This is a genomic window from Parasphingorhabdus sp., from assembly GCF_039968395.1.
Taxonomy (GTDB): Bacteria; Pseudomonadota; Alphaproteobacteria; order Sphingomonadales; family Sphingomonadaceae; genus Parasphingorhabdus.
Genome location: NZ_JBDVPV010000005.1, coordinates 242,182 through 261,964 on the forward strand (window position 1 = coordinate 242,182; position 19,783 = coordinate 261,964).

General features: G+C 54.1%; 19 protein-coding genes and 1 tRNA gene. 14 read left to right on the forward strand and 6 right to left on the reverse strand.

What is annotated here, in order from left to right; genetic code table 11:
- Positions 1-3: 3 nt before the first annotated feature.
- Positions 4-327 carry a hypothetical protein gene (locus ABJI30_RS11865; protein ID WP_348016905.1) on the reverse strand — a complete coding sequence of 108 codons (324 nt, stop codon included), beginning with the start codon at positions 325-327 and terminating at the stop codon, positions 4-6.
- A 394-nt stretch (positions 328-721) separates the two neighbouring features.
- On the opposite strand from ABJI30_RS11865, the gene ABJI30_RS11870 reads away from it, so the two are divergent.
- The 11 genes from ABJI30_RS11870 (at position 722) to ABJI30_RS11920 (ending at position 9,711) form a co-directional block, all read left to right on the forward strand.
- Complete coding sequence (locus ABJI30_RS11870) at positions 722-1,072, forward strand: AtpZ/AtpI family protein (protein WP_348016906.1); 351 nt, start codon at positions 722-724, stop codon at positions 1,070-1,072.
- A 45-nt stretch (positions 1,073-1,117) separates the two neighbouring features.
- On the forward strand, positions 1,118-1,870 hold the full coding sequence (locus ABJI30_RS11875; protein ID WP_348016907.1) for a F0F1 ATP synthase subunit A: 753 nt from the start codon (positions 1,118-1,120) through the stop codon (positions 1,868-1,870).
- A 40-nt stretch (positions 1,871-1,910) separates the two neighbouring features.
- Positions 1,911-2,147: a F0F1 ATP synthase subunit C gene (locus ABJI30_RS11880; RefSeq protein WP_074205680.1), complete on the forward strand. Its 237-nt coding sequence runs from the start codon at positions 1,911-1,913 to the stop codon at positions 2,145-2,147.
- An 87-nt stretch (positions 2,148-2,234) separates the two neighbouring features.
- Positions 2,235-2,720: an ATPase gene (locus ABJI30_RS11885; protein ID WP_348016908.1), complete on the forward strand. Its 486-nt coding sequence runs from the start codon at positions 2,235-2,237 to the stop codon at positions 2,718-2,720.
- Positions 2,721-2,743: 23 nt separating this feature from the next.
- A complete protein-coding gene (locus ABJI30_RS11890; RefSeq protein ID WP_348016909.1) occupies positions 2,744-3,271 on the forward strand; it encodes a F0F1 ATP synthase subunit B in 528 nt (175 codons plus the stop codon).
- A gap of 66 nt (positions 3,272-3,337) precedes the next feature.
- Positions 3,338-5,275 carry an excinuclease ABC subunit UvrC gene (gene uvrC, locus ABJI30_RS11895; RefSeq protein ID WP_348016910.1) on the forward strand — a complete coding sequence of 646 codons (1,938 nt, stop codon included), beginning with the start codon at positions 3,338-3,340 and terminating at the stop codon, positions 5,273-5,275.
- Positions 5,276-5,420: 145 nt separating this feature from the next.
- Positions 5,421-6,155, forward strand: a complete 735-nt coding sequence (gene recO, locus ABJI30_RS11900) for a DNA repair protein RecO (protein WP_348016911.1) — start codon at positions 5,421-5,423, stop codon at positions 6,153-6,155.
- A gap of 46 nt (positions 6,156-6,201) precedes the next feature.
- Complete coding sequence (gene leuB, locus ABJI30_RS11905; RefSeq protein ID WP_348016912.1) at positions 6,202-7,251, forward strand: 3-isopropylmalate dehydrogenase; 1,050 nt, start codon at positions 6,202-6,204, stop codon at positions 7,249-7,251.
- A gap of 26 nt (positions 7,252-7,277) precedes the next feature.
- Entirely contained in the window at positions 7,278-8,486 is a 1,209-nt protein-coding gene (locus tag ABJI30_RS11910; RefSeq protein ID WP_348016913.1) for an aminotransferase class I/II-fold pyridoxal phosphate-dependent enzyme, read from the forward strand.
- A 15-nt stretch (positions 8,487-8,501) separates the two neighbouring features.
- The gene (gene apaG / locus ABJI30_RS11915) at positions 8,502-8,900 is read left to right on the forward strand and encodes a Co2+/Mg2+ efflux protein ApaG (RefSeq protein WP_348016914.1); all 399 of its coding nucleotides are present in this window, start codon (positions 8,502-8,504) and stop codon (positions 8,898-8,900) included.
- Positions 8,901-8,910: 10 nt separating this feature from the next.
- Positions 8,911-9,711 (forward strand): LysR family transcriptional regulator, encoded by an 801-nt coding sequence (locus ABJI30_RS11920; RefSeq protein WP_348016915.1) that lies wholly within the window; start codon positions 8,911-8,913, stop codon positions 9,709-9,711.
- On the opposite strand, the gene ABJI30_RS11925 is transcribed toward ABJI30_RS11920, so the two are convergent.
- The 3 genes from ABJI30_RS11925 to ABJI30_RS11935 form a co-directional block, all read right to left on the reverse strand.
- The gene (locus ABJI30_RS11925) at positions 9,708-11,018 is read right to left on the reverse strand and encodes a serine hydrolase (protein WP_348016916.1); all 1,311 of its coding nucleotides are present in this window, start codon (positions 11,016-11,018) and stop codon (positions 9,708-9,710) included. The genes ABJI30_RS11920 and ABJI30_RS11925 overlap by 4 nt on opposite strands.
- Positions 11,008-12,996, reverse strand: coding sequence for a DNA topoisomerase IV subunit B (gene parE / locus ABJI30_RS11930; RefSeq protein ID WP_348016917.1), 1,989 nt, complete (start codon positions 12,994-12,996; stop codon positions 11,008-11,010). The genes ABJI30_RS11925 and parE overlap by 11 nt, the downstream gene beginning before the upstream one ends.
- A gap of 93 nt (positions 12,997-13,089) precedes the next feature.
- A complete protein-coding gene (locus ABJI30_RS11935) occupies positions 13,090-13,764 on the reverse strand; it encodes a GcrA family cell cycle regulator (protein ID WP_348016918.1) in 675 nt (224 codons plus the stop codon).
- Positions 13,765-13,936: 172 nt separating this feature from the next.
- Between ABJI30_RS11935 and ABJI30_RS11940 the strand changes: the two genes are divergently transcribed.
- Positions 13,937-14,794, forward strand: a complete 858-nt coding sequence (locus ABJI30_RS11940) for an ABC transporter permease (RefSeq protein ID WP_348016919.1) — start codon at positions 13,937-13,939, stop codon at positions 14,792-14,794.
- A 21-nt stretch (positions 14,795-14,815) separates the two neighbouring features.
- Here ABJI30_RS11940 and hspQ read toward each other — a convergent pair whose 3' ends face one another.
- Both hspQ and ABJI30_RS11950 read right to left on the reverse strand, forming a co-directional pair.
- A complete protein-coding gene (hspQ, locus tag ABJI30_RS11945; RefSeq protein ID WP_348016920.1) occupies positions 14,816-15,196 on the reverse strand; it encodes a heat shock protein HspQ in 381 nt (126 codons plus the stop codon).
- Positions 15,197-15,283: 87 nt separating this feature from the next.
- Positions 15,284-15,374: transfer RNA gene (locus tag ABJI30_RS11950), tRNA-Ser, on the reverse strand.
- A gap of 325 nt (positions 15,375-15,699) precedes the next feature.
- On the opposite strand from ABJI30_RS11950, the gene ABJI30_RS11955 reads away from it, so the two are divergent.
- Positions 15,700-17,424, forward strand: coding sequence for an HAD-IB family hydrolase (locus ABJI30_RS11955; RefSeq protein ID WP_348016921.1), 1,725 nt, complete (start codon positions 15,700-15,702; stop codon positions 17,422-17,424).
- 9 nt (positions 17,425-17,433) lie between these two features.
- Complete coding sequence (locus tag ABJI30_RS11960; RefSeq protein WP_348016922.1) at positions 17,434-19,776, forward strand: glycerol-3-phosphate 1-O-acyltransferase; 2,343 nt, start codon at positions 17,434-17,436, stop codon at positions 19,774-19,776.
- Positions 19,777-19,783: the final 7 nt, after the last annotated feature.

The following is a 19,783-nucleotide window of genomic DNA, read 5'->3' on the forward strand; positions in this document are numbered from 1 at the left end:
GACTTACGATCCGTTGTTGTTCATTCCGACCTGCAGATCTTCAACCATCTCTCTTGAACGCTTGCTGCCTTCACGGTTTGCGACTTTCCATTCCTGATTTGTCATGCAAACACGCGTCTTTTTCGCCAAGGACCCAATGACAGGTCTCGAGCGGCATCTCACATAGTCGGGATGCCTTTTGTCGGTTATCTTTTTCTTTTCCTTGACTTTGAATTCAACGACAACAGGGACTGCAATTTCCTGTTCGGCTGCGGGTCGGGTGTTTTCTGGAGATGTTTCGGGCTGAATTATTGCGGTCGAAGCTAGCAGGACAAGGGAAAAATGCATCAATATCTCCAGTGGTCATTTCTTTGCCGACGCGGACGGCCAGCATGTTTCATTTCTGTTTTATATCGGTTTTTCGTCGATTTGCAACAAACAGGCTCGGGCAAATTTATGCGCAGGAAACCGATATCGACGAATATCGTCGGGTTTCTCCGCAACTCTGTGGAAAAGCTCCTGTTTGTGATGAGACGGGTCCCTGAAAATGTCCCGCCGTTGAACCGCCCGTGCGGCGTTCATTTGGCTTGAATGTCCTGCTCAAAAACCATGGTTTTTCTGCAATGCAGCATGACTGTTGACTTGACGCGCGCGCTTTCCTAAACGGACCGCGCCTTGGCGGGTCGGCCTGCTGTGATTTATGGCTCTTTCTTGCACTCTACGGGGATTTGAAAGGTTGAAAATGGCAGCAAGCGAATCTGATCAGGATCCACTCGAAGAAGATGTGCGAGTTTCGTCGCTGGAAGAGCGGTTGGAAAAAGCACAAAACAGAGAGCGGATTAAAGCTAAGCAACGCAGTCGCAGCCCTGATGAAAATCAGCAGCTCGGATTGCGGGTGCTAAGTTATTTGATCGGAGGTGTGGTCGTCGGTTTTGGAATAGGTTGGATTTTAGACAATCTGTTTGGAACATCGCCATTGTTCCTCTTGTCGTTCTTTTTCCTGGGGATTGGAACGGCGTTCTGGAGGATCTACAAGATTTCGAGCCTGCCGGTAAAAGATATCGGTACGGCAATAACCGATGAAGATGATTGAAGATCAGGGGTTATATCAGTGGCTGAAGAAGGCAAAATTGATCCAATGAGCCAATTTGAAATCGAGCCGATTATCGGCGGTTTCGAATTGTTTGGGCAACAGATCAGTTTCACCAATAGCGCGCTTTGGATGTTTATTGTCCTTGGCTTGATCTATCTTTTCATGATGGGCGGAATGAAGCGCGAGCTTGTTCCCGGTCGCTGGCAGATAATGGTCGAAGGTGTTGTCGGTTTTGTTGATAATATCATCGCGACAAGCATTGGCCCTGCGGGCAAAAAATATACACCCTGGGTGTTCACGCTGTTTATGTTCATCCTGTTCGCGAACCTGCTCGGTATGATGCCACTGGGAATTATTCCCGGAATTCACCCGTTTACGGTGACCAGCCAGTTTACGGTGACCGGACTGCTGGCGGTAATCAGCTTCTCGATCGTTCTGATTGTTGGTTTCTGGAAGCATAAACTCAAGTTTTTCAGCCTCTTCATCCCGCACGGTACGCCGTTGCCGATGATCCCCTTGATCTTCATGGTCGAACTGCTTTCCTTCATGGTGCGCCCGTTCAGCCTTGCGCTACGTTTGTTCGTTGCGATGATCGCCGGTCACATCCTGATCAAGGTGTTCGCCAATTTCGTTATTCAGGCGATTGATGCTGGCGGGGCCAGTATATTGGTCGCCATTCTCAGCATCGTTTTCATCGCTTTTGTCAGCGCGCTGGAATTGCTGGTTTGCGCCATTCAGGCCTATGTTTTCGCTCTTCTCACATCGCTGTACATCAACGATGCGGAAAACCTTCACTAAGTCACTTTCAATAACTATATTTACAATACGGAGTTAAAAAATGGATCTCTCTTCTGCACAAGTAATCGGCGCTGGCCTTGCTGCAATCGGTGTTGGAGCCGCTGCAACCGGTGTTGGTAATGTTTTCGGTTCCTTCCTTGAAGGCGCTTTGCGTAATCCATCTGCGGCAGACGGCCAGCAGGGACGTCTCTTCATCGGCTTCGCGGCTGCTGAATTGCTCGGTCTGATCGCTTTTGCTGTTGCGATGATCATTCTTTACGCACCACCAGCTGCCTGAATCTAGATTTTGTCCGGGGCGGTGCCACCACCATGGTGGCCGCCTCGACAAACTGCCGGTTTCGCGTTTTGAACTAACGGGTGAATAATGCCTCAAATTGCTCAACTTATGGAAGTTTATGGTAGCCAGTTTTTCTGGCTGCTGATCGTTATCGGAATCATCTATTTCTTCATTGCGAAGAATATGGTGCCCAAGATCAGCAAGACCGTGGATGATCGCCAAAAGCGTATTACGGACGATCTGGCTGCGGCGCAGTCTGCGCAGGATCGTGCCGAGCAAATTGAGGAAGATTATCGCACGTCGATCAACAATGCGAAATCGGATGCTGTAAGCAAAGTCAACGAGGCGAAGGCCGGGGCCGCGAAGAAGAACGAAGCTGCGGTCAAGCGCGCGGACACTTCAATCGCGAAGAAAGCCGAAGAGGCAGACGCGGCGTTGAAGGCTGCGACGGCGACGGCATTGACGGAAATTGAATCGGTTGCAGCCGAAGCGGCGAAAGATATCGTCGCAACGGTTTCGGGCACCAAGGTGACTGCAGCTCAGGCTAAAAAGGCGGTCAAGGCCGCTTTCTAGGCGCCTGCTGAAGGAGATAGACCATGCTATTATCGATCCTGGCAGAAGGCACAGAAGCTACCGCTCTGGGTTTGAATGCGACCGCCTGGGTAGCCGTGGGCATGCTGATCGTGTTCGGTATCCTGCTCTGGGCAAAAGTGCCGTCTATCGTTGGCGGCATGCTCGACAAGCAGATTGCCGAAATCAAGAAGACGCTGGATGAGGCTGCGAACCTTCGCAAGGAAGCGGAAGCGCTCAAAGCTGAATATGAAGCAAAAACCGCCGGAGCACAGGCGGAAGCAGAAGCTTTGATGGCAAGCGCAGAAAAAGAAGCTGAAGCGCTCGTTGAACAGGCAACCGTCGATACCAAGGCACTTGTTGCCCGGCGCAAGAAAATGGCTGAAGAAAAAATTGCCGCAGCGGAGCGCTCGGCAATTGCATCTGTCCGTGCGAAAGCCGCCAGCGCAGCGACGATCGCAGCTGAGGCGCTGATCGTGGCGCAACATGATGCCGCAGCCGACAAGGAACAGGTCGACAAGGCCATTGGCGATATCGGCAACGCGCTGAACTGAACCTGATTTCATCCGTTTTATCGAAGGCGCTGGTCAAACCCGGCGCCTTTTTTTATGACCAACAGCATGTCCAAAGCCGACCGCCCCGATCAGCCCAATGCGGCCTCTCGCTTTAACGAGGAAAAAGCGACGCATGTCGTGCGCGGCGATGGAGAAACGCCGGACCTGGAAGCCGGTATGGCCGCAATTAGCGAGACACTGAAAACACTGCCCAATCGACCCGGCGTATACCGCATGCAGGACAAGCGCGGCGATGTGCTTTACGTCGGCAAGGCAAAATCCCTGAAGAACCGCGTTGGCAGCTATGTCCAGATGGCACGCCTGCCGCAACGTCTGCTCCGGATGGTCGCTCAAACCCGCTCAATGACGATCGTCACGACGGGCAGTGAGGCAGAGGCGCTGTTGCTGGAGGCACAGCTGATCAAGAAATTCCGGCCAGCCTATAATGTGCTGCTGCGCGACGATAAGAGTTTCCCGTTCATCCTGTTACGCGAAGACCATGATTTTCCGCGGATAATGAAGCATCGCGGTGCGCAACGCTTCAAGGGAAAATATTTCGGTCCCTTTGCCAGTGCCGGATCGGTGAATGAAACTCTCAATGCGTTGCAAAAACTGTTTCTTTTGCGGTCCTGCACTGACAGTTTCTTCAACAATCGTTCGCGGCCCTGTTTATTGTATCAAATCAAGCGTTGCTCGGCCCCTTGTGTCAATCGGATCAGTAAGGATGATTATGCCGAATTGGTCGAGGACAGCCGCAACTTTCTCTCCGGAAAGTCCACTGAAGTGCAGGGCAAGCTTGGCGAACAGATGCAAAAGGCATCCGACGGCATGGATTTCGAGATGGCCGCCGTTTACCGCGATCGTTTGAAAGCGCTGACCTTCATACAAGGTAATCAGGCAGTAAATGCGGCAGGGTTGCCGGATGCAGATATCTTTGCGTTGGCGTCGAAAGGATCCACGGTTTGCATTCAGGCTTTCTTTATCAGAGGCGGCCAAAATTGGGGCCATCGCAGCTTCTTTCCAGCCCATACGAGCAATGTGGAAATTGAAGAGGTTTTCTCCAGCTTTCTGATGCAATTTTATGATCGCATGCCACCACCCAAACTGGTGCTGCTTGACCGTGAACTGCCCGATGACGCGTTGCTGGCCGAAGCGCTGAGCACAAAGGCGGAATATAAAGTTGGCGTGTCGAGACCCCAGCGCGGTGACCGCCGCAAACTGCTGGAACAGGCGAGCAGGAATGCCACCGAGGCGCTGGATCGCAGGCTTGCTGAATCATCGACCCAAGCCAAAATCATGCGGGAAATGGTTGATTTGCTGGAATTGGACGGGGTTCCGGATCGTATTGAAATATACGATAACAGCCATATTCAGGGCACCAATATGGTCGGGGGTATGGTGGTTGCGGGACCAGAAGGTTTCCGCAAAAATGCCTATCGAAAATTCAACATCAAAAACCCGGATATCGAACCAGGCGATGACTTTGCCATGATGCGCGAAGTGCTGGAGCGGCGCTTTTCGCGCGCTCAGAAAGAAGACCCGGGGCGTGAAAAAGGCGAATGGCCAGATCTGGTGCTGATCGATGGCGGCAAGGGGCAGATGACTGCGGCCAAACAAGCCCTGGCAGAAATCGGTGTTGAGGATGTGGTGATGATCGGGGTCTCAAAAGGCCCGGATCGCAATGCCGGACGTGAAACTTTCCACTTGCCCGATGGGCGTGAAATCAATCTGCCCTTGAATAGCCCGGTGCTGTTCTATCTCCAACGCCTCCGCGATGAGGCGCACAGATTTGCCATCGGCGCCCACAGAACCCGCCGTGCGAAAGCGATAGGGCATAGTTCGCTCGACGATGTACCGGGGATAGGGCCGGCACGTAAGCGCGCAATGCTGCTGCATTTCGGTACCGCATCCGCGGTGAAAAGTGCATCACTGGATGATTTGCAAAATGCTCCGGGTGTATCTGCAACGGTTGCACAAAAAGTCTACGACTATTTTCATGGGTGAAGGCCTTGGTTATCCTCCCTGTTTGCGGGGAGGTGGCCGGCGCAGCCGGTCGGAGAGGCGGGCGCGCAGCGCTCGTTGCACTCACGTCCCCACCGTCACGCCTGCGGCGTGCCACCTCTCCATGAAATGGGGAGAATGAAGTAACATGCCCAACCTGCGTACCACCGCCATCATCTGTTCCGTCCGCACGCACGGAGAACATGGTGCGGTCGTGCGTTCTCTGACTCCTGAAAACGGGTTGATGGCGGGATATGTGCGCGGCGCACGTTCGCGGACAATGCGGCCCGTGTTGATCCCTTCCAACCTCGTGCAGGCTGACTATCGCGCGCGCACCGAGGATCAGCTGGCATCGATGACGGCGGAGTTGCTGCAAAGCCGGGGGGCGTATCTTGGCGAACCCTTGCCCAGCGCGGGTCTCGATTGGGCAACCGCGCTGACCGCAGCAGTCCTGCCCGAGGAACAGAGTTATCCGCAGTTATATGCGGCATTGTCAGCTTTGCTGCAGGCAATTGGCAGCGCGCCGTCTGCCAAGGGGTGGGCCGTTGCTCTGGCGCGATATGAGTTGCTGCTGCTGTCTGAACTGGGTTTTGGACTAGATCTGGATAAATGCACGGTCACTGGTTCCGAGGATGATCTGATCTATGTCAGTCCCCGAAGTGCGACTGCGGTCAGCGCTGCTGCCGGGCAAATCTACAAGGACCGCTTGCTGCCGCTTCCGGAATTTCTCCGAAGAGCAGATCAGCCGGACTGGCCCGATATTTTCAATGGGTTGAAAGTCACCGGCTTCTTTCTGAAACGACATTTTTTCGACGATCGCAGAAATGACGTCATGGCGGCGCGTTCGGTTTTGATCGACCGGCTGAAAAGGGTGGTTGCCTAAACGGTTTTCTCACGGCAGGACGTGGCCGAAGAATCGAGGTAGTTTCATGCATATTGCGGTATTGGCCGGGGACGGCATTGGTCAGGAAATTATGACGGAAGCACTCCGGGCTCTGGATGCGCTTGGACTTGGTGATGTGCGCTATGATCATGCGGATGTCGGCGGCATCGCATACAAGAACCATAGCCACCCCTTGCCCGGCACCACGCTGGAGCTGGTGAAATCGGCAGATGCCATCTTGTTTGGCGCGGTTGGTGATCCGGACTGTGACAATCTGGATGCTCATTTGCGACCCGAACAGGCGGTATTGGGTCTGCGCAAGGAATTGGAATTATTCGCTAATCTGCGTCCTGCGAAAGCTTTTGCCGGCCTGGAGCATATTTCCGGTCTCAAGCCTGAAATAGCCGGTGCAATCGATCTGCTGATCCTGCGCGAACTGACCGGTGACGTTTATTTTGGTGAAAAGGGCCAACGCACCAATGATGCCGGGCGCCGAGAAGGTTATGACATCATGGCCTATGATGAAGATGAAATCAGCCGGATCGCGCATGTCGCTTTCAAGGCGGCCCAGGGGCGTAAGGGCAGGCTCTGTTCGGTCGACAAGGCGAATGTCCTGCAAACATCGGTGCTCTGGCGACAGGTGGTCAATGAAGTGGCGGCGGATTATCCGGACGTGGAACTGAGTCACATGTATGTCGACAATGCTGCGATGCAGCTGGTGCGCGAACCTGGGCAGTTTGATGTCATGCTGACCGGTAATATTTTCGGCGACATCCTGTCTGATCAGGCCAGCATGTGTGTCGGTTCCATTGGCTTGCTGGCATCGGCGTCTCTCGGCACCGGAACACGGGGCTTGTACGAACCGATCCATGGCAGCGCTCCGGACATTGCAGGGCAGGGGATTGCAAACCCGTCGGCGATGATATTGTCTGCGGCCATGATGCTGCGGCACAGCTTTGGAATGGAGCAGGAAGCACTGCGCCTTGAGCAGGCGGTCGCGGCGGTTTTGGCGCAGGGAGTCCTCGGATTTGATCTGGGCGGTCAAGCGACCACAACGGAAATTGGTGACGCGGTTGTTGCGCAGCTTGCCAGCTAAGCCCCAAAGGCATTAGGAATACAGACATGAAACGAGATACCGGGCGCAATCGCGACATTTCAAAAAACTGGAGATCCGCTACCCAGGCCGTGCGCAGCGGAACCATGCGGACTGAATTTGGCGAGACATCGGAGGCCTTGTTCCTGACTTCGGGCTATACTTATGATTGTGCCGAAGATGCAGCGGCGCGTTTTGCGGGCGAACAGGACGGGATGACCTATAGCCGTTTGCAGAATCCGACGGTGCAAATGCTCGAAGAACGGATCGCCGTCATGGAGGGATCAGAGGCCTGCCGGGCGACAGCTTCCGGCATGGCAGCCATGACCGCAGCCTTGCTGTGCCAGCTTGAAGCCGGGGATCATGTTGTAGCCAGCCGTGCGCTGTTCGGATCATGTCGCTGGCTGACAGATACGTTGCTCCCGAAATTCGGTATTGAAACCACCGTTGTTGACGGGCGCGAAATTGAGTTGTGGGAACAGGCGATTACGCCGAAAACCAAAGTGTTCTTTTTTGAAACGCCGGCCAATCCGACAATGGATGTTATTGACCTGCGTGCTGTTTGTGATCTCGCCAAAAGCAAAGGCATCACAACGGTTGTCGACAATGCATTCGCCACGAACGTGCTGCAGCGGCCAATCGAATTTGGAGCCGATGTTGTGGCATATAGCGCCACTAAAATGATGGACGGCCAGGGAAGGGTTCTGGCCGGCGCGGTGTGCGGGACCGAAGAATTTATCGAAGAAACCCTGCTGGCGTTTACCCGCAACACCGGGCCGACGTTGAGTGCGTTCAATGCATGGGTGGTACTCAAGGGGCTTGAGACACTCGACCTTAGAATTCGCCGACAGACATTGAATGCGCTTGAAGTCGGAAAATTCCTGGAACAACGCGTTGCCAAAATCATGTATCCGGGATTGCCGAGCCATCCGCAGCACAATCTGGCGATGAGCCAGATGGAAGCAGCAGGTCCGATATTTTCTCTCTATGTCGGCGGTGGTCGCAAGGAAGCTCATGGACTACTTAACGGATTGAAACTTATAGATATTTCGAACAATATCGGCGATAGTAGGTCACTAATGTGCCACCCGGCATCGACCACACATTACGGCCTGGCAGAGGAAGCGAGATTGGAAGTTGGCATCACGGAAGACATGTTGAGGATCAATGTCGGGCTGGAAGACCCGACCGATTTGATTGATGACCTTGATCAGGCTCTTTCGTCGATCGGACTTTGACGCTATCGTCCGATCATGGAGTCTTTTTTTCCTTTTGCAGAAACTACCGACGGCATTACCGTTCGCGTGTCCGTTACCTTTCTTCCCGAGCAGTCCGACATTGATGGATTGCGCTGGTTCTGGGCCTATCACATCCGTATCGAAAATCACCAGGACACGGCCGTGCAATTGCTAACCCGGCACTGGCGGATCAGCGATGCGCGCGGTGGCTTGCACAAGGTTGACGGCGAAGGCGTGATCGGAGAACAGCCGATTATTCAGCCCGGAAAATCGCATGATTATGTATCCGGTTGTCCGCTCAATACGCCCAGCGGCGCAATGGAAGGACATTTCATGTTCGTGGGGGCCGACCCGGAAGCATTTGAAGTACGTATTCCCCAATTTCCGTTGGTTACGCCAACGGTAGAGTCGTGATTTCGATCCGATGAAACGGACACATCTACCTTTGAACGGGCTTCGCGTGCTCGATGCCGCGGCGCGCCATCTCAGCTTCACCCGTGCAGCAGACGAACTGGCTGTGACACCCGCAGCGGTCGGACAACAGATTCGCGCGCTGGAAGATATGCTGGGTGTGGTGATGTTCCGGCGGACACCCAAGGGACTGGAACTGACGGACGAAGCGGCGGCCGGTCTTGACGCCTTGCGGTCCGGTTTCCTGCAATTTGAAGAAGCTGTCCGGGCGATGCAGGCAGGGCAGTCGTCACATATGCTGACCATCGCGGCTTCGCGCGATTTTACCCAGAAGTGGCTGAATGAAAGGCTTTCGGGCTTCGCAGCTGCCAATCCGGATACCAGCTTTGCGCTGGTTGCGGCGGACAACGAGATTGATTTTACGGAAGCCAATCTGGATGTCGCGATCTGGCTGGGGGATGGCCCGGGTGACCATGAAGGCAAGATGCTGGGTGATACGGTGTTCGTCAAAGTGGCAGCCCCGGGAAATGGTGAAGGCAAGAAAATTGACTGGCCGGGCTGTCCGATTTCGGAAGGCGAAGAAACGTTGATGCGCGTCGCCGATGGTGGCCTTGCTATCGAAGCCGCGGCAAATGGATTTGGCTACGCCTGGGTTCCCAAAATGCTGGTTCAACGCGATTTGTCACAGGGCAGGGTCGAGATTACCGGCGAAGACAGTGTTTCTTCCCGCGGCTACTGGCTGATGGCTCCAACCCCGCAATGGCGCCAGAAAAAGGTCAAGGCGCTGGTGGAGTATCTGGAATCTGCTGACTAACGCGTTGCCAGCAAATTCACCACTCGCGTCATCAAGGCAACAAACCGGGCTTCATTGAGCGGGTCTGCGCTATTATTCCAGTGAGAAGAAACAGCATAATCATCGCCGCTGCGCGATTTGATCAGGAAATTCATTGACATAACGCCGGCTTCGGACCCGCCTTTGTAACCCAGATAGCTGTGCAAACCGGCAATCGCCGGATCGATGCCGGGGTTTATCGCCAGAATTGCGCGGGTTTCGGGGCTGGCGTTCAAGCGAATCCAATCCAGCAGATTGACGATGTCCGCCGGACTGGCAAACCAACCGATAGTGTCGATGTAACCGGGCTTGCTCGTCAGTCTTACCGGATCAATATCTGACAGTTTCAGCTCGCTGTCTTTCTGGCGTAGCAGGTCAGCTCGTGCGGAGGCACCGCTCGTCTCGAAACTCTCCCGCGCGGCGCGATGTTGCGGCATTTTCAGCGCCGACGACTGGCGTGTCATAAGCATCGGAGAAATCCAGTCAGGCTGCCTGTGTCCGGTTGCTCGCACAATGTCGGCAAGTTTTTCCTGTCCGATAACCCGGATCAACGTGTCGGTTGCGCTGTTATCGCTGCGCGAGATCATCAACGTGGCCAGCGTATGCAAAGTGACAGGCGACGCGTCCGGCCAATCTTGACTGATGCCGGACGGATGCGATTTTGGGCCGAGCGCAACAACATCGGTCCATTTGCGTTCACCAGACCGGACAGATTTGTCCAATTCTGCCAGAATGTAGAGTTTGAACGTCGATGCGATCGAGAACCGGTCATCGGCGTTCAACTCGACAAGTGTTTCGGCATCGCCATTCAGTCTTTTGATTAGCAGGCCCTGCTGACCCGGCAATGCTGCAATCTGCGACGAAGTTTCGGTTAGTGAACCGCCGCGCGACTGAAATCCGGTAATCCGCAACCCGGCGACAAAATGGGGCGGTGCCGGTTCCACATCGATCAGTCCGGATGCAATGCTGTCCCGAAAAACAATGCGCAAGCGCGCTGCATGAGGGGACAGAAGCTGCTCAATTTCCACTTTCTCAACCGGACCGTGCTGTTCGCGCATCTGCCGGGTAAAACCCCGAAACTGAGCCGGTGGCACGGCGTTCAGGAAATTCGCGTTGAAAACGTCATTCTCGATTGTGTCCCCATCCAGTAGAGACCGGATATCACCAATGCGGGTTTTGACCGGGGTGTAGTCCTGCGCAAAGGATTGGGCTGGAGAATTTTCCTGGGCGACAGCGACCGTCGAAAAGACAAGCGCCAGAAATGCGCCAAGAGCTGCTTTAAGCGTCAATGGCTTCCTCATCCAGTGATGCGGCATTGGCTTGAATAAAGTTGAATCTGTGTTCGGGTTGCTTGCCCATCAGGCGGTTGACCAGATCTTTTACACCAGCGCGGTCTTCATATTCCTGCGGCAGTGTAACCCGGAACAAGGAGCGCGTCTCGGGATCCATTGTCGTTTCTTTCAACTGACCGGGGTTCATTTCGCCCAGACCCTTGAATCGACTGACTTCGACTTTCTTGCCTTTGAAGGGGCCGGACTCAATCTTGGCGCGCGCTTCGTCGTCTTGCGCATAGAGGTTCTTTCCGCCTGCACCCAGTCGATAGAGTGGGGGGCGGGCCAAGTATAAATGACCCTGGCGTACCAGCTCAGGCATTTCCTGAAAAAAGAAAGTCATCAGCAGTGTCGCGATATGCGCACCATCGACATCGGCATCGGTCATGATGATCACCCGCTCGTAGCGCAGATTGTCCGGATCACAGTCTTTGCGTGTTCCGCAACCCAGCGCGAGAATGAGATCCGCGATTTCCGAATTGGCGAAAATCTTGGCGCTATTGGCTGAGGCGACGTTGAGAATCTTTCCCCGGATCGGTAGAATTGCTTGTGTTTTCCGGTTGCGCGCCTGTTTGGCTGATCCGCCGGCGCTGTCGCCTTCGACGATGAAAATCTCTGTACCCTCGGGGTCATTTCCGGAACAGTCGGTCAGCTTGCCGGGCAGGCGGACCTTGCGCCCGGAAGTCGCGGTCTTGCGCTTTACTTCGCGTTCGGCCTTGCGCTTTAGCCGTTCTTCCATCCGGTCCATGACAAAACCAAGCAGCGCCTTGCCGCGATCCATATTGTCCGTGAGGAAGTGATCAAAATGATCGCGTACTGCACTTTCAACCAGTTTTGCTGCTTCCGGAGACGTCAGTCGATCCTTCGTCTGACTCTGGAATTGCGGTTCCCGGATAAACACGGACAACATCATTTCGCCGCCGGAAATAATATCATCCGCCGTCAGTTGCGAAGCTTTCTTCAGCTGGACAAGCTCGCCAAATGCACGCATCCCTTTAACGAGAGCATTGCGAAGCCCGGTTTCATGCGTGCCGCCATTGGGAGTCGGGATGGTGTTGCAATACCAGCTATAGCTGCCTTCGCTCCAGATCGGCCAGGTAATTGCCCATTCCACGCGACCTGCACTGTCGGGGAAATCCTGATTGCCGGAGAAAAAGTCGGTGGTGACACATTCACGGCCACTCAGTTGTTCGCGAAGATGGTCAGACAGGCCGCCGGGAAACTGGAACACGGCTTCGGCGGGTACGTCTTCGCTCGCCTGTTCCGCATCACATTTCCAGCGAATCTCTACACCGGCGTACAGATAGGCTTTTGAACGGGCGAGCTTGAACAGCCGCGCGGGTTTGAACTTATTGCCGGCCCCAAAAATCTCTGTGTCCGGTATGAACGAGATCGTGGTTCCGCGGCGATTGGGTGTACTACCGACTTCTTCCAGTTTTCCGGTTGCGTTGCCCTGCGAAAAAGCCTGACGATAGATCGTCTTGTTGCGTGCCACTTCCACGATGGTGCTGGATGACAATGCGTTCACCACCGACACACCAACACCATGCAAGCCGCCCGATGTCGCATAGGCCTTGTCAGAAAATTTACCGCCCGAGTGGAGGGTGGTCATGATTACTTCCAGTGCCGACTTTTCCGGAAATTTTGGATGCGGATCGACCGGTATGCCGCGTCCGTTGTCGGTCACGGTCAGGCGATTTTCGCGGTCGAGCGTAATTTCTATGCGACTGGCATGTCCGGCGACGGCCTCATCCATGCTGTTGTCAATGACTTCGGCGGCAAGATGGTGCAGGGCGCGCTCATCGATTCCGCCAATATACATGCCGGGTCGTTTGCGGACCGGTTCCAGTCCCTCCAGCACCTCAATGGCAGAGGCGTCGTAATCGCCGGATTTGGATTGTTTTGGCGGCTCGTCACCGAAAAGATCATCGCTCATGAATGATCCTATAAGAGGGTGCGAGTCACGCTGGCAAGAGGCTTGTTGGGCCTCTTGCCAAACTGTTTGAAAAAACGGCTTCTTTGACCGATTCTAGCGGACGCGCGGGCCGCCAAATGGCAGTGGCGGAGGCGGACGCCGGGTGCCCCGTGGCAATTGCGCCTGGAATGCCCGGCCGCAATGTTCCACGCAATATGGGAAGCCTGGATTGACTTCTTCACCGCAGAAATGAAAGTCCGGTTCGCCGGGGTGATTCATCGGCCAGCGGCAAATCTTGTCGTTCAGATCCAGCAGGCTCGTCTTGTCTGCAATGTCATCACTCGGCTTGGCTGGAACCAGACGCCGGGGCGGTGCGGGCGGAATCGGAGCCTGCTGATCGCCAGGACCCTGACGCAGGAAGCCACCAGGACCGACCGACACGATTTTCGGGCCATCGGTTTTGGGTACTTTGGATTGCTGTGCCGCGTGGGTACGGGCAGCCGGGGTTGGCGGCGGCATCGCACGGCGCGCAACATGTTCAACTTTGGGCTTGCCGGTCTTCTTCGACTTGGCCGGCGGTTTTTTGGGCTTGGTCGCGGGCTTTGCTGTTTTGGACGTTTTGGCTTTTGCTTTCACTGGCGAAGGACGGGATTTCAGGCCCAGACGATGCGCTTTTCCGATCACAGCGTTGCGGCTGACGCCGCCAAGTTCTTCGGCGATCTGACTGGCGGTCAGACCTTTTTCCCACATTCTTTTCAGATGATCGATACGTTCGTCGGTCCAAGCCATAAATTTCCTGCTCTCGTTCTCTAATCCGTCCAATATAAGCGCAATTGGACGCAGATCAATGCCGCACAAATCCGCTCTGTCTGAATTTTGACCTGATCAATTCGGGTCTGTTCATTCGGGCCGGTTCATTAGGGCTTGTGCTGGTTCGCCAGAGCCGATAGGCGAAAAGCCTATGTTAGACCAGCCCAAAAATGAAAAATCGCCCTCTGCAGAATTTGCCGCGCAGACGTTCTCGGAGCCCGGCGTCGCGGTCATTCGCGGTGTCAACTGGGGCGGGTTTCTGGCACTGTACTGGAAAGAAGTCCGGCGGTTCTTCAAAGTCCAGCTGCAAACCGTATGGGCGCCTTCCATCACGACATTGCTGTTTCTGGTCATATTCACCGTGGCATTGGGGCGTGGCGATCGCACCGTTCTGGGCGTACCCTTTGCGGACTTTATTGCACCGGGGCTTATCTGCATGGGCATGATCCAGAACGCGTTTGCAAACAGCAGTTTTTCGCTGTTGGTCGGTAAAATTCAAGGCACGATTGTCGATTATCTGATGCCACCACTCTCAGTCGGCGAGTTGCTGGCCGGACTGGTTTCTGCCGCAGTCACGCGGGCTGCTCTGGTGGGCTTTGCCGTGTGGCTCGCCATGTCGCTATGGCCCGGGGTTAGCGTATCAGTTGTGCATTGGTGGGCCGTAATCTGGTTTGGTCTGATGGGATCGGCAATGCTGGCATTGCTCGGCGTGCTCACATCAATCTGGGCAGAAAAATTTGATCATGCTGCTGCTGTGACCAACTTTGTGGTGGCACCTCTGGCGCTCTTGTCCGGGACATTTTACTCGATTGACCGATTGTCTCCCACTTTTCAGGCCTTCAGCCATGCCAATCCGTTCTTTTATGCGATTTCAGGATTTCGCTATGGTTTCCTGGGAGAATCCGATTCTCCCGTCCTCATCGGATCAGTGGTTTTGCTGGCAATCAATATATTGCTGGCGGCAATTTGCTATATGCTGTTGAAATCCGGCTGGAAAATCAAAAGCTGATCAATCGGGCAGTTGCGCCTGTCAGTGGCGATGAATGCTGTGCAATTTATATTTGCCGTCGGCATCAGACCGGAACATTTTTCCAACTTCAGGGTGCATGACCGGTTCACCGCTATCATCCTCGAGCAAGTTCTGCTGGCTGACATAAGCGACATAGCTGCTGTCTGCATTCTCGGCCAAAAGGTGATAAAAAGGCTGGTCTCGGGCCGGTTGCAAGTCCTTCGGGATGGCCTCGTACCATTCTTCACTATTGGCGAATACCGGATCAATATCGTAAATCACGCCGCGAAAATCAAACAGGCGATGACGTACAACATCCCCAATTGCAAATCGTGCATCGAGAACCGCAGGGGTGCCTTTGGGAAGGGGATTTGTCGAAACCATGTGTTTTGTGGTGTTCATGTTATCAATCTAAGCAGATAATGAATAGATGCAAGCGCCGGGATGTATCAGGGTGCCGGAAACTGTCCGGGACGGGCCGCTGTTAGATGGAGGTGCGTGAGGGATTCGAACCCTCGGTACGCGTGAACGTACTTCGCATTTCGAGTGCGACGCCTTCGACCAACTCAGCCAACGCACCTCACTAACAGCGCGACCCATTACCGGGCGCACGGCAGTTCTGCAAGCCGTAATCATGGGCCTGTTTTTCTCGTCAATGCCATTGGGCCGGCGGTTGAAGCAGCCCGGTCTTTTTTGGAATCCGGAACAAGTTGGAAAACGGTCCGTTCAATTATCGAAAAATTTCTTCTTTTCTGAGGTTTTTTCATCAAAACTGAACCATTTCCGGACAGATGGGCTGTTCTGACCCTTTAATCGGCCGCTAACCGAATAAAGGGTGGGAAAAGCGGCATTTTTTTGCCAAACAGGTAACAGGCCTGATAGGCTAGAGAGACCAAAGGACAATTATGGCTGATCGCGAATCTCATCTGGACGACGTGCTGAATGCACCCGAGGGTCCGCATATTGGCGCTTTGTTTGATTTCGACGGTACGATAATCGCCGGATATTCGGCTACAGCGATGCTTTGGGAAAAAATCAAGCGACGTGAAATGTCTGCGGAGGAACTTGTCGAAACTGCCAATGTGATGGCGCAATATTCGATGGGCAATATGGGATTTTCCGGGCTGATGTCGTCAGCATCCCGACTCATGAAGGGTGTAACCGAAGAAAGCTATTTTGAATTTGGCGAAGAGCTTTACGAAAAACATATCGCGCGGAAAGTATATCCTGAATCGCGTGCTTTGATCGAAGCCCATATTGCCAAGGGTCACACGGTCGCGATTGTTTCGTCCGCCACCATCTATCAAATAGAACCGACCGCCCGCGATCTAAACATCGAACATGTGCTCTGTTCGCAATATGAGGTCGAAAATGGCGAGTTTACAGGCGAAATCGTCCGACCGCTTTGTTTCGGTGAAGGCAAGGTGATGGCCGCCGAAAAACTGGCCAGGGAAAAGAATCTCGATCTCGACAAGAGCTATTTCTATTCAGATAGCTATGATGATATCGAGCTTCTGGAACATGTCGGCAAGCCGCGACCGCTGAATCCCAACAGCAAATTGACGGCAGTTGCCAAAGAGCGCGGCTGGCCACTGCAGAAATTTGACAGTCGCGGGCAGGGCAAGCCGGTTGATTATTTGCGCACGATATATGCAACCGGTTCGCTGATCGGATCGGCTGTGGCCTCGCTGCCAATATGGGCGCTGACCGGATCGCAGCGCGAAGCAATGAACTTTTCAACCGGGTTGTTCGGTGATTTTGCAACGGCACTGACGGGTTGCGAGCTGGAAGTGCATGGCGAAGGCAATCTCTGGAATGCGCGGCCCTGTATTTTTGTGTTCAATCACCAGAGCAAGGCAGATGTCATGATCCTTGCGAAGCTGATCCGCAAGGATATGGGCGGCGTCGGCAAGAAGGAGATCAGGGATACCCCGATTATCGGCAAATTGATGGAACTGGCAGGCACGGTATTCATTGATCGCGCCAACGCCAAAAGCGCCATCAAGGCTATGGAGCCTCTGATTGAGGCAATCGAGGTCGACGGGAAATCTATTGTCATTTCACCGGAAGGTACCAGGACTTTGTCGCCAAAACTTGGACCCTTTAAAAAGGGTGCATTTCACATGGCGATGCAGGCCGGAGTGCCTATTGTCCCCATCGTCATCCACAATGCCGGTGACGTTGCACCGAAAAATGAATTTGTAATGCGTCCCGCGAAAGTGCGCGTGGATGTTCTGCCCGCAGTGGACACCAGCAAGTGGTCGGTAAGAACCATTAACAGTCATGTCGCCGAAGTGAGGGGCATGTTCCTTGAAGCTCTCGGGCAAGATGATGAAGAAGCCGCACTGGAGGAATTGACGAGTAAAGCTGCCAAAAAATCCCGACCCGCGAAGGCGGTCAAGGAAACCAATCCCGCGACCAGGGCTGGTGCGACCACTCGTATGGCGAAGAAGAAACCCGCCACGCGGAAAAAGCCCGCAACAGGCCGGAAAAAAGCGGCAGCAAAGTCGGCAGCTACGAAAAAGCCGGTGAAGAAACCGGCTGCAAAACGAGTGACAGCAAGCAGAACGACCAAGAAAAAAGCGGTGAAAAAGACTGCGACGCGGAAGACAGGAGCTGCAAAAGCCTAGTGAAACACAATGGATGAAGCAGCGGTAATAGCCAAGACCTTGCCTCTCGTGAAGCCGGGGCTCAAGCTGTTTGTCATTGATGCACGCAATCGCGTCGAACGCCGCTATTTGCTGGATTGGTTACACACATCGCTGGCCGAGGGCGGTCCGGACCAAGAAATAAACTGGGTAAGCCTGCCTATTTCCGATGAACGGGCAAAATTGCGGCTAAAAGAGCTGCAGGAGAAGCTCGACGGGGATCCGGGCACCATGGTCATTCCGGTACGTATCGCCTGGCGGATTCCGAATTTTGAGAAAAATCGCGCGCTCAAAAAGCGGCATATCATCTTTGGTGATCCCCGTTCTCCTGGCAGCTTTCGCGCGCGTACGATCTTGCTGCGCAACAAGCGGCGGGCCCACTGCCTGACCGGCCAGCCGGCGACGATTGCAGAACTCAGGCAACGTTTCGAAGAGCTCAACGAGAACGCAAAACCCGGTGATGCGGAAGAATTTGCGGGATTTGTTGTGCGTCAGGCCGGTCTGGTTCTCGATATCGAAGAACGTGGCCTGCGGGGCAGGCGGTACAAGGTCCCCAAATTTGTTGCCGATGGTTTGCGGGCCAGCCCGAAATTCCGAACCGCGATGACAGAACTGTCTTCTGACCTGGGCAAATCCGAAACCGCGCTTTACGAAGAAGCAGCCAAATATATGAAAGAACTGATTGCGCGTCCCAGCGCTCTGTTCATTGACATGAAGGCGCGGCTGGACCGGTTCATGCTGTCGCAGGGCTATGAAGACGAAGTGGTTTTCAACAAGAATGAACTGGCGCGTCTGCGTCGGACAATGCGTGATCATCCGACGTTGCTGCTATTTACCCACAAGACATATATTGACGGCGTGACGCCGACCGATCTGGCCTACCAGAATGATCTTCCCATGGTTCACGTTTTTGGCGGAATTAACTTGGATTTTTTCGGACTGGGATTTGTCCTGCGGCGTGCCGGGACGATCTTCATTCGGCGCAGTTTTGAGAATAACCCGGTCTACAAGCTCGTGTTGCGCCACTATGTCAGCTATTTACTGGAAAAACGTTTTCCGATGACATGGGCGTTTGAAGGTACACGCTCGCGGCTCGGCAAACTGATGCCGCCGCGCTATGGGCTGCTGAAATATGTGATGGACAGCGCCAATGCGAATGACATCAAGAATGTCCATATCATTCCAGTAGTTACCAGCTTTGACCTGATCCGCGATGTCGAAGAATATGCCAGCGAACAGACCGGACGAGTCAAAAAGGCTGAGTCTTTGAGCTGGTTTTTTGGTTATCTGCGCAGCCTCCGGGAGCCGATGGGCAAAGTCTATGTCGATTTTGGGGCGCCTGTGGTTGTGGGTGATGCGCCCGAACCTGATGACCGGCTGGGTCTGTCAAAAATCGCGTTTGAAGTCGCGGTCGAGGCCAATCGCGCAACGCCGCTTACGCTGACCTCTCTGATGTGTCTGTGCTTGCTGGGCACAGCGCCAAGAGCAATGACGGCTGAAGAATTGCGTGCAGCCATTTCCTTCTTTGTCAATTGGGCCCAGAAACGAGACATCCGGATCAGTGATGACCTGAAACCGGATAATCTGAAAACCGTTCAGGGCGTGGTGGATACGCTGGTCAATAGCGGCCTGTTTGTAAGGTATGACAAGGGATCGACGACCGTCTATACCATTGAACCGGAGAAGCATCCGCTTGCCAGCTATTACCGCAATTCGATCATTCACCATTTTCTCGACAAGGCGATCATCGAGCTTTCGTTGCTGAAAGCGCGGGAAGATCGTGAAAATGTGGCTGCAGATGTGTTCTGGGCTGAAACGGATCGTTTGCGGGATTTGTTCAAGTTTGAGTTTTTCTATCCTTCGAAGGAAGAGTTTCGTGAAAATCTGAAAGCGGAACTGACCCGTGCGTGCCCGGACTGGGAAGAGAAACTGAACACGGGTGGCGTCATGCTGAAAAGCCTGACCAACCGTTTTCAGCCTCTGATCGGACATGCTGTTTTTATGCCGTTTGTAGAATCCTACACGGTCGTGCTGGACATCCTGTCCCGGCTCGACCGCGGCCAGGTGATCGACAAGAAGTCCTGTGTGGAAGAGGCGCTGAGCGAGGGTCGGCAGGCCTATTTGCTGCGCCGGATCACCAGCGAAGCTTCGATCGGCAAAATCCTGTTTGAGAACGGTTTCAAAATGGCCGCTAGCCAGGGTTTGACGGGCGAAACAACAGAAGAGACCATAGTCGCGCGCAAGGCACTGCTCCGAAAATTCCGGGCGCTGTCAAGGCGCATGGAAAAATCCCGGCTCGAAGTCCTGCAACTTGCTGATAAAGTTTTTGACTGATGCACCC

Bases quoted from the DNA above. Each gene is read 5' to 3' on its own strand.
- ABJI30_RS11865 (WP_348016905.1), bottom strand. From the start codon at position 327: ATGCATTTTTCCCTTGTCCTGCTAGCTTCGACCGCAATAATTCAGCCC.
- ABJI30_RS11870 (WP_348016906.1), top strand. From the start codon at position 722: ATGGCAGCAAGCGAATCTGATCAGGATCCACTCGAAGAAGATGTGCGA.
- ABJI30_RS11875 (WP_348016907.1), top strand. From the start codon at position 1,118: ATGAGCCAATTTGAAATCGAGCCGATTATCGGCGGTTTCGAATTGTTT.
- ABJI30_RS11880 (WP_074205680.1), top strand. From the start codon at position 1,911: ATGGATCTCTCTTCTGCACAAGTAATCGGCGCTGGCCTTGCTGCAATC.
- ABJI30_RS11885 (WP_348016908.1), top strand. From the start codon at position 2,235: ATGCCTCAAATTGCTCAACTTATGGAAGTTTATGGTAGCCAGTTTTTC.
- ABJI30_RS11890 (WP_348016909.1), top strand. From the start codon at position 2,744: ATGCTATTATCGATCCTGGCAGAAGGCACAGAAGCTACCGCTCTGGGT.
- uvrC (WP_348016910.1), top strand. From the start codon at position 3,338: ATGTCCAAAGCCGACCGCCCCGATCAGCCCAATGCGGCCTCTCGCTTT.
- recO (WP_348016911.1), top strand. From the start codon at position 5,421: ATGCCCAACCTGCGTACCACCGCCATCATCTGTTCCGTCCGCACGCAC.
- leuB (WP_348016912.1), top strand. From the start codon at position 6,202: ATGCATATTGCGGTATTGGCCGGGGACGGCATTGGTCAGGAAATTATG.
- ABJI30_RS11910 (WP_348016913.1), top strand. From the start codon at position 7,278: ATGAAACGAGATACCGGGCGCAATCGCGACATTTCAAAAAACTGGAGA.
- apaG (WP_348016914.1), top strand. From the start codon at position 8,502: ATGGAGTCTTTTTTTCCTTTTGCAGAAACTACCGACGGCATTACCGTT.
- ABJI30_RS11920 (WP_348016915.1), top strand. From the start codon at position 8,911: ATGAAACGGACACATCTACCTTTGAACGGGCTTCGCGTGCTCGATGCC.
- parE (WP_348016917.1), bottom strand. From the start codon at position 12,996: ATGAGCGATGATCTTTTCGGTGACGAGCCGCCAAAACAATCCAAATCC.
- ABJI30_RS11935 (WP_348016918.1), bottom strand. From the start codon at position 13,764: ATGGCTTGGACCGACGAACGTATCGATCATCTGAAAAGAATGTGGGAA.
- ABJI30_RS11940 (WP_348016919.1), top strand. From the start codon at position 13,937: ATGTTAGACCAGCCCAAAAATGAAAAATCGCCCTCTGCAGAATTTGCC.
- hspQ (WP_348016920.1), bottom strand. From the start codon at position 15,196: ATGAACACCACAAAACACATGGTTTCGACAAATCCCCTTCCCAAAGGC.
- ABJI30_RS11955 (WP_348016921.1), top strand. From the start codon at position 15,700: ATGGCTGATCGCGAATCTCATCTGGACGACGTGCTGAATGCACCCGAG.
- ABJI30_RS11960 (WP_348016922.1), top strand. From the start codon at position 17,434: ATGGATGAAGCAGCGGTAATAGCCAAGACCTTGCCTCTCGTGAAGCCG.